Source organism: Salinispira pacifica, from assembly GCF_000507245.1.
Taxonomy (GTDB): Bacteria; Spirochaetota; Spirochaetia; order DSM-27196; family Salinispiraceae; genus Salinispira; species Salinispira pacifica.
On sequence record NC_023035.1, the window covers coordinates 3,194,209 to 3,206,177 of the forward strand.

General features: G+C 52.6%; 13 protein-coding genes. 4 read left to right on the plus strand and 9 right to left on the minus strand.

What is annotated here, in order from left to right:
* Positions 1-3: 3 nt before the first annotated feature.
* From L21SP2_RS13940 to fbaA, 3 genes are all read right to left on the minus strand, one after another.
* Positions 4-768 (minus strand): hypothetical protein, encoded by a 765-nt coding sequence (locus L21SP2_RS13940; protein WP_024269210.1) that lies wholly within the window; start codon positions 766-768, stop codon positions 4-6.
* Positions 765-2,093 (minus strand): condensation domain-containing protein, encoded by a 1,329-nt coding sequence (locus L21SP2_RS13945; RefSeq protein ID WP_024269211.1) that lies wholly within the window; start codon positions 2,091-2,093, stop codon positions 765-767. The genes L21SP2_RS13940 and L21SP2_RS13945 overlap by 4 nt, the downstream gene beginning before the upstream one ends.
* Before the next feature lie 110 nt (positions 2,094-2,203).
* On the minus strand, positions 2,204-3,277 hold the full coding sequence (gene fbaA, locus L21SP2_RS13950) for a class II fructose-bisphosphate aldolase (RefSeq protein ID WP_024269212.1): 1,074 nt from the start codon (positions 3,275-3,277) through the stop codon (positions 2,204-2,206).
* A gap of 218 nt (positions 3,278-3,495) precedes the next feature.
* Here fbaA and L21SP2_RS13955 point away from each other — a divergent pair, with 218 nt between their 5' ends.
* From L21SP2_RS13955 to L21SP2_RS13965, 3 genes are read left to right on the plus strand one after another with little or no spacing between them, the layout of a single operon-like run.
* Positions 3,496-4,317 (plus strand): hypothetical protein, encoded by an 822-nt coding sequence (locus L21SP2_RS13955; RefSeq protein ID WP_024269213.1) that lies wholly within the window; start codon positions 3,496-3,498, stop codon positions 4,315-4,317.
* Positions 4,314-4,622: a glutaredoxin family protein gene (locus L21SP2_RS13960; protein ID WP_024269214.1), complete on the plus strand. Its 309-nt coding sequence runs from the start codon at positions 4,314-4,316 to the stop codon at positions 4,620-4,622. The genes L21SP2_RS13955 and L21SP2_RS13960 overlap by 4 nt, the downstream gene beginning before the upstream one ends.
* Entirely contained in the window at positions 4,615-4,959 is a 345-nt protein-coding gene (locus L21SP2_RS13965; RefSeq protein ID WP_024269215.1) for a ferredoxin-thioredoxin reductase catalytic domain-containing protein, read from the plus strand. Before L21SP2_RS13960 ends, L21SP2_RS13965 begins: the two co-directional genes overlap by 8 nt.
* 95 nt (positions 4,960-5,054) lie before the next feature.
* On the opposite strand, the gene L21SP2_RS13970 is transcribed toward L21SP2_RS13965, so the two are convergent.
* The 4 genes from L21SP2_RS13970 to ychF are packed head-to-tail and all read right to left on the minus strand — an operon-like array spanning position 5,055 to position 9,467.
* Entirely contained in the window at positions 5,055-6,191 is a 1,137-nt protein-coding gene (locus L21SP2_RS13970; RefSeq protein WP_024269216.1) for a threonine aldolase family protein, read from the minus strand.
* Between the two features lie 21 nt (positions 6,192-6,212).
* Positions 6,213-7,454, minus strand: a complete 1,242-nt coding sequence (locus tag L21SP2_RS13975) for a tetratricopeptide repeat protein (protein ID WP_024269217.1) — start codon at positions 7,452-7,454, stop codon at positions 6,213-6,215.
* A gap of 6 nt (positions 7,455-7,460) precedes the next feature.
* On the minus strand, positions 7,461-8,297 hold the full coding sequence (locus L21SP2_RS13980) for a response regulator (protein WP_041401633.1): 837 nt from the start codon (positions 8,295-8,297) through the stop codon (positions 7,461-7,463).
* Positions 8,298-8,357: 60 nt separating this feature from the next.
* Positions 8,358-9,467, minus strand: coding sequence for a redox-regulated ATPase YchF (ychF, locus tag L21SP2_RS13985; RefSeq protein ID WP_024269219.1), 1,110 nt, complete (start codon positions 9,465-9,467; stop codon positions 8,358-8,360).
* A gap of 198 nt (positions 9,468-9,665) precedes the next feature.
* Between ychF and L21SP2_RS13990 the strand changes: the two genes are divergently transcribed.
* Positions 9,666-9,992, plus strand: a complete 327-nt coding sequence (locus tag L21SP2_RS13990) for a thioredoxin family protein (RefSeq protein WP_024269220.1) — start codon at positions 9,666-9,668, stop codon at positions 9,990-9,992.
* Here L21SP2_RS13990 and purE read toward each other — a convergent pair.
* Positions 9,971-10,483 (minus strand): 5-(carboxyamino)imidazole ribonucleotide mutase, encoded by a 513-nt coding sequence (gene purE, locus L21SP2_RS13995; protein ID WP_024269221.1) that lies wholly within the window; start codon positions 10,481-10,483, stop codon positions 9,971-9,973. The two genes, L21SP2_RS13990 and purE, sit on opposite strands and share 22 nt — an antisense overlap.
* 228 nt (positions 10,484-10,711) lie before the next feature.
* Positions 10,712-11,932 (minus strand): 5-(carboxyamino)imidazole ribonucleotide synthase, encoded by a 1,221-nt coding sequence (purK, locus tag L21SP2_RS14000; protein WP_024269222.1) that lies wholly within the window; start codon positions 11,930-11,932, stop codon positions 10,712-10,714.
* Positions 11,933-11,969: the final 37 nt, after the last annotated feature.

Here is an 11,969-nt window from a genome sequence, read left to right on the forward strand (position 1 = left end):
CGCTTATAAGTGCAGCCTCCGCCGGGCCCGTTCGCTGTGCCCCACCACATACACAATAACAAAATAGATAATTCCTATGGGGATGAGACTGGCGGCGACAATAAGACTCCACCCCCGGTTGATCTGAACACCCAGAAGAACAGAAACAAGCAGATCAATGCTCCCGATATACAAACTGAGCAGGATGAACAGAATCCAGCCCTTTCCCGCCGCTCCCGGAGGCTGAAGCGTGTAAAAGAAGAGCATGATAATCACGAAGGTTGAAAGACAGATCAATCCTCCGAAGTCCACAGCCCACTGCAGCCCGGGACTCCCGTGAAGAGCATCCACAAGCACAAGGAACCCGAAGGTAACCAGAGTGTTCAGCAGCATGAGGATCCAGAACCTTCCTTTTCGGCTCCGCCTCCGCTCTTCTTCCCGTAAATTCCGCTCACTGCGGTAAAATACCAGGGGAGGAAGACCGATGTAGAACCACAGCAGCATCAGAGAGGAAAGAACCGTGGGAGACCAGGTAAGCGTCTTGTTCACAAAAAGGTCTACAATGAGGCTGATGGCTGCGGGAACCAGCAGCACCGCTGCACTCACCGCAGCGAGGAGCCAGGGCCGGCGTCTGAGATCGCCGGTGAACCCTTCAAGCCGGGTTTGAGGTTGGCTCAGGGAATCCGGAGCAGTCTCCGGAGAGCTGTGCTGGAGTTGTGCGGAACACAGAGGACAGTACTCGTGCATATCATTTTGAACCCCCACCCCGCATTCTGGACAATACTTCATGAACCGCTCCTGGAATAATTGCTGCTTATGCGTACATCGTGACCTTCCCGGCGCAAAAGCCGGAAAAACCGCCTCTCGATTACAGTTTCATTAATCATTTTTCCGAAACTGATGCTCAGGGTGTCACCGCTGCTGATGACGCTCACCGCCTGCTTCATCACCGGACTGGGGGGAGGATAAAAATCCACCCAGTCCACCTCCTTCATCTCCTCCGGGGAGAGTGAAAAGCTGCCCATATTGGAAAGACTGGTGGTGAACCTGCTGTCCCCCAGCCTGCGGTAACTGAGGGAAAGCACAATATTTTTCAGCAGAAGGGGAATCAGCCGTACAGAGATTTTCCGTTCAGTCCGGGCATGCCGGGCGAACTGCCGGCGGAGGTTCTGGCGGTGCTTCTGACCCCGCATGTAATGATGCACAAACCGGATCAGCTCCTCAAAGCTGTATCTGCCCAGGCGGGGGTCAATTTCCGGATCCACATACACAAAAAAATTCCGCATGGTGCGGCTGTTGAAAATGGGTCGGAGGTTCACCGGCACAAGGATCCGCAGGGGCCGGGAATATCTGGCAGGAATACGGTGATTGGCATCCTGAAGAGCAAACCAGTAGTCCTGGAGGGCGTAGAACAGCAATGAAGTGAGATACTCGGTTACGCTCACCCCCAGCTGTGAACAACGGCTGCGAACACTCTCCAGAGATACATATCCTGAGACTATCCGGTACTCCCCCCTGGGAAGCAGGGCAAAGGGCACATGAAACGCCCTGGGCGGCAGAGGGCTGTTGGGTACGCTCTTCATGCCATGTTCAAGATAACTGTCCACCCATTCGCCGGGCTCCGGGTCAGAGTGATCCGCTTCCCCGGAAAAGCCCGGTGTCCGTGCCAGCAGATACTCGCGTATGAGATGTTTCAGGAACTCCATGGCCCCGCCCCCGTCACTGAGGGCGTGGGACATCTCCAGGCTGATCCGACGCTGATACACATAAATTTTCAGAAGCACCCGATGGGTTTTAATGGCACGGAAATCCATGCAGGGCCATTGGAAGTCGGGATGAATTTCCCGGGGATCCACAGATTTTTCTTCCAGATAATACCAGAATACTCCCCTGTGAAGCTGAACGGAAAAATAGGGGTAACGCTGCATGGTTTGCATGAGAGCGGTACGCAGGGGCTCGTATTCAACCCTGTGCTTCAGCACCACAGAAAGTCTGAAGAGGCTTGTATAGCGCTGGCTGAGAACCGCCGGCCAGATTTTGGCAGAATGATCCAGAGGATACCAGGTCCCCCGTTGCGAACCATTCCCCCGGGTGCGTGAACGTTTCCCTTTCATACGAGGGAAGTATACCCGTGACTTCCTTCCCTGGCAAATGGGCAAAAAAAGCCGGCTTTCGAAAAAGCCGGCGATTTTCCCGGAAAACGGGAAATATGTTCCTGTGGGAGTTAGAAATCGAACTTGTTCACGGCGTTCAGTTCATCGAATGCCTGATACAACCGTTTCACCACACCTTTTTCTCCAAGATGGAGCCAGGAGCGTGGGTCGATTTTCTTTTTGTTGGGCTTGTCTGCCCCTTCGGGGTTCCCGATCTGACTCTGAAGATATGCGGAGTTTTCTTCCACATATTTCACGATGGGCTGAGTAAACGCCCACTGAGTATCAGTGTCGATATTGAACTTGATGGCACCGTAACCCACTGCTTCTTTGATATCTTCCTTGCTGGAACCGGATCCGCCGTGGAATACAAAGTTAACAGGTTTTTCCCCGGTTCCCCGCTTTTCGGCGATGAACTTCTGGCTGTTATCCAGGATTTCCGGACGAAGAACAACATTACCGGGCTTGTATACCCCGTGGGTGTTTCCGAACGCTGCGGCCACAGTGAACTTGCCCACATTGATCAAGGCATCGTATGCCTGGAGTACTTCCTCGGGCTGGGTATAGAGTTTTGAGCTGTCAACAGCACTGTTGTCCACACCGTCTTCTTCACCACCGGTTACACCCAGTTCGATTTCAAGCAGCATGTTGATCTTGGCCATACGCTCAAGCATTTTTGCGCTGATTTCAAGGTTTTCTTCGATGGGTTCCTCGGAGAGGTCCAGCATGTGGGAGGAGAAGAGAGGTTCGCCGTTGCTCTTGAAAAACTCTTCACCTTCAGCAACCATTCCTTCAACCCAGGGAATCAGCTTCTTTGCTGCGTGGTCGGTATGAAGAATTACGGGAACTCCGTACAGTTCCGCCATCCGGCGGATATGGTGGGCACCGGATACTGCACCGGCAATCGCCGCACGCTGGTCGGTGTTGTCTGCAAATTTTCCCGCATTAAATACCGCTCCGCCATTTGAAAACTGAATAATTACCGGTGCCTTCGCTTCCTTCGCAGCCTGCAGGGATGCGGCGATGGAATTGGAACCGATAACGTTCATTGCGGGAAGGGCACACTTCTGTTCTTTACAGTATGCGAGAACTTCATCGAGCTGAGAACCGGTAATAACACCGGGCTTAAGCTTCAGGTTTGCCATGGGATACTCCTGTGCCGATCTGCTGCTGTATCTTGGGGGTCCACCGGTAATCAGGTGCCGGTGATTTCCTTTTATTCACCTCATAATGAGATATGCAGTCGGCGAAGATTTAATTTGAGATGAATTCTGGTTCTATTTTTACGTTTCCGCTCATGTTTGTCAATGATCTGCGCTGCCCCCCATTGTCAGCTTTCCCATGCTTGCCTATATTAGGGGACATGAATCAGGATCAGGTTAAAGACACCCTTCTCCGGCTGGAACCGGATGTGGAAGAATTCGCCGTCATTTTCTCCGGCAAGCAAAGTAAAAAAGTTCATGGATTATATCATCCCGAAACCCGTGAAATCATTCTGCACAACAGGAACTTCAACGGTGATTCCGCCCTGTTATACACGGCAATCCATGAGTTCGCCCATCATATTCATTTCACAACATCGGAAACGCCGGTGAGCAACCGGGCCCACACCACGGCATTTCGGAGCATCTTTCACAAACTGCTGCTGAAAGCCGAAGAGATGGGCATTTATGAGAATACACTGAATGGAATCCCCGAGCTTCAGGATCTGGCCGAGCAGATGCGCAGTCGCTTTATTCAGGCCAACGGAGAACTAATGAAGGACTTCGGTCACGCACTCATGGAAGCGGAAAAGCTGTGCAGGAAGCATAACGCACGTTTTGAAGATTTCGTTGAGAGGGTGCTTCAGCTTCCGAAAAATACCGCAAATACTCTCATGAAGGTTAAGGCAATGGATCTTCCCTCGGACCTGGGTTTTGACAACATGAAAACTCTGGCCGGGGTTCGCAACAAAGATGCCAGACATGAGGCAATCGAATCCTTTCGCAACGGCCTGAGTCCTGATATGGTGAAACAGGGACTGAAGGAGCGGCAGCCGGCAAGACAGCAGGATCCGGTAAAAAAGCTTGAGAGCGAAAAGAAACGGATAGAAAAAAGCCTGAACAGCCTCCGCAGCCGCCTGGAGGAAATTGAACACGAACTGGAAAGAGTGATGTATACTGAGCAACAGGGAGCGGAACTATGAGTTATATTGAATCTGTTGATTACAAAAAAGTGGAGGGCAGCAAAACGAAGCCGGCTCTGCGGGTGTATGCCCTTTCCACCTGCGCATTCTGCGAGAAAGCAATGAATTTTCTGAAGGAACATGAATACGCCTACGAGTATCTATTCATGGATCTTATCGACAGGGAAGTCAAGAAAAGCATTAAGGCTGAATTAAAGGAAAAACACGGCAGCATTCCACTGTTCCCCCTTCTGGTTGTGGACGGCGAACAGGCGGTATCCGGTTTCACTGAAGAGAAATGGCGGGAGTTGTTAGACATTGAGTAAGAAAGAAAAATCATTGGAAGATGTTGACCGGTTTATTTTCCGGGTTGCGGATAAACAGGGCTGGGGTGTCAACAAGGATCCTGAGTTCCTTCATCATATAAAAAAAGGACTGCAGACAACATACAACAGACACGGTTTCTTTCTCTGTCCATGCAGAGACGGCGCCGGAGACCGGGAGGCCGATAAAGATATTGTCTGCCCCTGTGTGTACAATGTTCCCGATCAGAAAGAATACGGGCATTGCTTCTGCGGTCTGTTCTTCGATAAAAAATATCAGGATGAGGGCGGTGAGTTTCAGCAGATACCCGACCGGCGTCCTGACGAGTACTACGACTAGTCCACGGCTCTTCCAGGCAGCTGACATTTCATGGCGCCGCCATTCTACACGGCTGTCGATCTAAGCCCCCGCCCTTCCAGGCCGGGGCGCAGGTTTCAGCTGTGTGAGATCAATCCCTCAAGCATTGAAAGAAAATCATCCACGGTTTCATCCGCTGTGTCCCAGCTGCACATCAGCCGGTAGCTTTCTTCGTCCCAGTTGTAGAAGCGAAAGCGGTCCTGGAGCGCAGCCCCCCATTTCCGGGGAATGGTGAGAAAAACGGCATTCGCCTGGGGGGGGTGGATAATGCGAATCTTGCCTCCCCGGTCATTCGTCAGTACATCCCGGTGCCGGGAAATAATCTCATTGACCCCCTGCTGCAGACGCCTGGCCGCCTCATTTGCCCGAAGCGCATTTTTCAGCCAGAGCGAACTACCGAAAAGAGCATTGAACTGTGCCGATATATAGCGCATTTTGGAGGCCAGCTGAGCACCCTGTTTCCGGTAAAACTCCAGATCGCCGTTCTCCTGGGCACCGTTCATCAGAATAACCGCCTCCCCGAACATCAGACCGTTTTTCGTACCTCCAAGAGAAAGCGCATGTACCCCCGCATCCAGAGTCATGGAGCGGAGAATGTCCCGGCCCAGAGAAATCAGCTCATCATCGGAAAGCCGGGCCCAGCCGGGATGGGATGACGCCAGCACCGAGGCCACGGCATTGGAAATCCGCGCACCGTCCATATGAAACAGCAGCCCCTCTTCTCTGCACAGATCACCGATCGCCCTGAGCTCTTCAGGACTGTACACCAGCCCAAGCTCGGTACTCTGGGTAATGCTTACCATTCCCGGCTGGGTGCTGTGCACAAATCCTCTTCTGCCCAATTTGGCGGGAATATCTTCAGCACGGATTTTCCCCCCGTCATGGGGGAGATGCTCAATTTTGTTTCCCGAAATCGCCTCCAGGCTGCCGCATTCATCTTCCTCCAGATGCGCAGTAGGGGGTGCGAGAACCGAGTTATATCCTTTCAGCAGACTTCGGATGGAGATCACATTTGCGGCGGTGCCGTTGTATACAAGATACGCCCGGCTGTTTGCACCGAAAACGGTCTTCATCTCCGCATGAAATTTTTCGGTAATGCCGTCCTCTCCATAGCTGACGGCATGGCCGATACTGTTGGCCTGTTCCATGGCCTGAAAAATCTCCGGATGCACACCGGATGCGTTGTCACTGGCAAAAAAAATATCGCTGCTCATGATGTATCTCCCTGTTGTATATCACATTCCCAGCTGTCCGGTGATAAATTCCCGGAATTTCCGGGCGTGGTTGTGGCCGGGCTGGGTATTCAGCACTTTATCGCAATCGGATATGGCATCCGAATAGTTGCCCATGGAATAATACAGCTGAGCCCGGGAGAGCAGAGCGTCGTTATTCCCGCCGTTCAACGCCAGACAGGAATCGAACTCAATCAAGGCTTCCTGCTCCCTGCCCAGCTGGCGAAGAGTGAGTCCCAGATAATGGTGGGCCCGCTCATTTTCGGGATTTACCTCAAGAGAACTGCGGAAATCTGTCTCCGCTTCTTCGTATCGGGATACGGCAAACAGGGCCATCCCCCGATGAAGAAACACCATGGTTCGGATGCTCTCGGGGGCATCTTCGGACAAAATGCGCTCATAAATTTCAATTGCGGTTTCATAGTGATGGGCGTTATGGGCGTACAGGGCCTTCAGCAGCTGGCTCTCCTGGGTTTCCGTACTCACACTCTGGAGAAGCGGGTGATCGGGAAAACTGCCCAGGCTGTCCGCCGGGGGAGCAGTTTTGGCATCCTCCTCCATATCCTGGCTTTGAACCATGGACATAAACGCCACCCTCCGTCTGTCCAACTGATGCTGCAGCTCTCTCTGATATACCCGGATTTCGTGGAAAATCATATCCGAAAGGGATAGGTTGGCGTTCAGAGCCGCCAGTTTCCGGCGGAGATTCACATCGAAGGGGGTTATCTGGGATTTATACACCATTTCATGCTCCACCTCCGCCCAGGCATCCTGAAGAATGGTGCGAAGTTGAATTTCCGTAACCAGGTCCTTGCTTAGATGGAAGCTCTCGGTGAGATCCTCCGGGAGGTTAATAAGAAAGTGCAGGGAATCGTAGCCGAACTCCTTGAAGGAAAATTCCGCCCCCTTCTTCTCCCGTTCCCTGATGCTGAAGTTGCCGGTAAGCATATTTTCCACCGCGGTGAGATCATCAATAAAGGGACAGACAATCCGGATTCCCAGCACGTCACTGATCAGCACACTGTCATGCTGGCCGTTTTCGCTGCTGCGACGTTGAATTTTCTGATAATAACTTGAGAAACTCTTCACCCGGTATTTCACCGTTGCACGAATCCGCTTCCTGTCCAGAAGGCTGCGCAACCTTCGATGCAGCTCATAAAGTGCACGTTCAAAACTGTCCACATGCTCTTCATATTCCTGCTGGAGCAAATGCCGGGCTTTCACCGGTAATGTTACATGTACCATGTACTCTTATTCTATCATATTTCCGGATGTTTTGCCCTCAAGATTGTTCAGGTTCAGGATGGAAAGAAAGCAGCCCTGGAGAATGGATGTCTGCTCATCAATAATACATTGAGGAATTATATAGCAGGGAATATGAACCCGGTCATAGGCAATTACCGCATGGAAGGGTTCGGGGCAGATACCCCGGGGCAGACGAATGGGACCTGCATGTTCCGACCGGAAGATCCGGAAAAATATTTCTGCATCAGACACAAATTTTCTGGCATCCTGACCTTTCAGCCGGTTCTCTTCTGTACCGAGGGTCCGGAGAATCTTCCTGTTCACATAGCGGATATACCCCCGGTCATCCAGAAGACAGTATCCCTGATTCATGTTTTCCAGAAGCTGCTGAATCTGTATCTCCTGGGATCGGATCCTGGCTTCGCTTCTGGCTTTATACAGGGCTATGGAGAGAGCCATCCGCAGCTGATGATCGGTGAAGGGTTTTGCCACGAACCCGAAGGGCATCGATTCGGGGACCCTCCGGATCACCTCTTCTTCCCTCAACCCGCTGATAAACACAACAGGAATATCATATTTCTCTCTCAGGCTTTCGGCAGCATCGATGCCGCTGTCCTGGCCTTCCAATTCGATATCCATCAGAATAATATCCGGCAGAGAATCCATGAACTGATTTTCAAGATCCGCGGATGAATTGCAGACCCCGTGAATGGAGTATCCCAGCCTGAGAAGGGACCGCTGGATGGCCGATGCGATAATAAACTCATCTTCCACCACAAGTACGCGTGCTTCGCGTTCTGAACGGTCAAGTGAGTTCGATGTAAGAAAAAAATCCGTCAACATGACTGCTACCCAAGACCCATGGCCGGGATACCGGCGGGGAGATGTCAGAATCTCCGCATATCAGACATTGAATTTGAAATGCATCACATCCCCGTCTTTTACAATATATTCCTTGCCTTCCATCCGGAGCTTTCCCGCTTCCCGGATTTTGGCCTCGGAACCAAGTTCAAACAAGTCGCTGCAGTGGTACACTTCAGCCTTTATAAATCCCTTTTCAAAATCGCTGTGAATAACACCCGCCGCCTGGGGGGCCTTGTCTCCATGATGATAGGTCCATGCCCGGACCTCCTTTTCACCGGCGGTGAAGAAGGTGCGCAAACCCAGAAGATCGTAACCTTCCCTGATCAATGCGGATAATCCGCTTTCTTCCAGGCCCATTTCATCCAGGAATTCCCGACGCTCCTCCTCTGTCTCCAGATCGGCGATCTCTTTTTCCAGTTGACCGCAGAGCACCACCACGCCGGCGCTTTCGGTATCGGCGATGGCCTTTACCTTCTGCACATGGGGGTTCTCGCCGTGAATATCATTTTCATCCACATTGCAGAGATAGAGCATCTTTTTCCGGGTGATCAGGTGCATATCACGGATGAGGGCTTCCTGTTCCTCGTCCAGTTCAAGGCTGCGGGCGGGTTGGCCTTCCTGGAGAAGCTCCTTCAGTTGAACCAGAACGGGCTGAAGGCTCTTGGCCATGGCCTGAACTTTCTTGTCTGCGCTCCGGGCCTCCTTTTCCAGCCTTGCAAAGCGTTTTTCCACGGTTTCCAGGTCGGCAAGAGCCAGTTCCACATTGATGGTTTCAATATCGCTTGCGGGATCTATGCTGTTATCAACATGAATAATATCGTCATTTTCGAAACAGCGTACCACGTGGACAATCACCCCCACTTCCCGGATATGTGAAAGGAATTTGTTTCCCAGACCTTCACCCTTGCTGGCGCCCTTCACCAGACCTGCAATATCAACAAATTCAACCGCAGCGGGAATGAGCTTCTGAGGGGGGATCAACTCGGCAATTCGGGTGAGCCGGGAATCGGGCACGGTCACCAGGCCCACATTGGGTTCGATTGTACAGAACGGATAATTGGCTGCTTCAGCGGGGGCAGAGGTCAGTGCAGAAAAAATGGTGGATTTACCCACATTGGGCAGTCCCACAATACCGCAGTTAAGGGGCATGGATACTCCTGTTTGTATATCATTACACAGTAAATTTGTTTCGGATTAGATGCGTTCAAAAATCAGCTTTGAAGACACCCGGTGTGGAGCGTAGTGTAGTTGGTTTCCCGGCGGAAATCAATAATGGGGGACGGCGGAACAGAAAAAACGCGGATCTGAGACTTGAATATATATTGATAAATATATATAACAATCAGCGTGAAAGAGATACAGAGTTTCAGCGAACTGAAAACCAATATAGAAAACAGCCGGATGCTTCTGGGATATTTTTCAGCCCCGGATTGCGGTGTCTGCACGGCATTGAAGCCCAAGGTTCTGGAAATCCTGCAGGATTACCCGGAAATTGAGTCAGTCTATGTGAACGTGAGGGAGCAGCAGGAAGCTGCAGCCCAGCACGCCATTTTCACCATCCCGGGGATCCTGGTTTTCGCAGAGGGAAAAGAGGCCGTCAGGGAAGCCCGCTTTGTGCACGTGGATGAGTTGAGAGAGAAGATTCACCGGCTTCACTCCATGCTGTTCGCGTAATCGCTCCAGCCCAGACGCTCCAGGCGCTCAATTTTTTCATCCACCTGCCCCTTCAAGCCTGAGGCATACTCCTCCACCCGCCTTCGCACTCCAGAATCCGACAGAGCGATAATCCGTGCGGCCAGCAATCCGGCATTCTTGGCACCATTAATTGCAACCGTTGCCACGGGAATTCCCCCGGGCATCTGAACAATGGACAACAGCGAATCCAGGCCGTTCAGGCTCCGGGTTTTCACCGGTACACCGATCACCGGCAGACTGGTGAGGCTTGCAACCATCCCCGGCAGATGGGCGGCCCCTCCGGCGCCTGCAATAATTGCCGAAATACCCCGGCCCGCGGCCTTCTCTGCGTATTCGAACATTCTCCGGGGAGTTCTGTGGGCGGATACAACCGTGATTTCATATTCGATTCCCAGTTCATCCAGAACCGCCGCAGCCTCTTTCATAACCGGAAGGTCCGAATCGCTGCCCATGATAATTCCAACTTTCATGCATCTCCTCCATTGCGCCGGGTAATTGTGAAGTACTCATCTGTATAGTTCATGTTTTCATTATTGATGTGTTCCGCCGGAGATTGCAATAAGGCAGGTTCCTGTCTCCGGATTCGGTATGTTTCAGGTCGATGCGTTCTATGCCGTCCATACGGCCTGTGCCGCCTCTGTGGCTTATACAACCTCTGCGGCTTATACGACCTGCACAGCCTGTACCACCTCCACAGCCTATACGGCCCGAACACTCACCGTCCGCTCAAGCTGTTCGGCCTGTTTCAGGGCGATCTCCAGATCCGAGTTCAGCACGGTGATGTGGCCCATCTTCCTCAGCGGGCGCACCTCCTCTTTTCCGTACCAGTGCATGTAGGCTCCGGGGCTGCTCATCAGTTCGGTGAAGCCGGAAATTGCCGGTGTGCCCCGGGCTGAAGCTTCGCCCAGGAGATTGATCATCACCGCCGGGCTGCGCAGCTGCGGTGATCCCAGGGGAAGGCCGCACACCGCACGGATAAACTGCTGAAACTGGCTGGTCTCAGCTGCTTCAATACTCCAGTGTCCGGAGTTATGGGGCCGGGGAGCCACTTCGTTGATCAGAATTTCTCCATCTGAGGTGAGAAACAATTCCACGGCAAACAAGCCGGCGGCCTCAAGGGCATCTACTGCGGCTCTGGCCAGTTCCATTGCACGGCGTGACTGAACTTCGCTGATCCGGGCGGGCACACAAACCGAGTTGCAGATTTGGGAGCGTGAGTCGAATACCATCTCAACCACCGGGTAGACCCGGCTCTCGCCTTCCGGATTCCGGGCTATAAGAACAGCAAGCTCCATGGTGAAATCCACAGCTTCCTCAATCATGGAGGGACCCTTCAGAGCCCGGGCTTTCAGATCAGCGGGAGAAGCAGGTTCCAGGCGGGTTACTCCCCTGCCGTCGTAGCCGCCGGCCCGGGTCTTTTGTATGCAGGGTAAGCCGAAGTTTTCAAGCTCACCGGCCAGCTGCTCGTCAGCTAACGTCTCCGGGTCGTCCAGAGCCCGGAATGCAGGAACAGCAAGTCCCGCATCCTTGAAAAGCTGCTTCTGGACCAATTTGTCCTGGATTATCTCCAGAGCTCCGGGCCGGGGGTGGACCCGGGTGCCTGCAGCCTGGGCTTCATACAGGGCATTCACATCGATATGTTCAATTTCATAACTCAGCACATCAACCCGGGCGGCAAGCTCAAGAATTGCACGGGAATCGGTGAGACTGCCCTGGATGCACTCATCGGCAATACCGTATGCGGGAGGTCTGGGGGAGGGATCCAAAACAATGGTGTGAATTCCCATATTTCTCGCTTCCTGGCACACCATTCTGCCCAGCTGTCCGCCGCCCACCAGCCCAAGACGGAATCCCAGGGGGAAACCCTGAGAATCGAGCTGAGAAACACCCTGAGAAAACCTCTGATTGCTGCCGGCCATAGCACCCCCTCGTTCTCGTTGCCGTGAAACACCACTA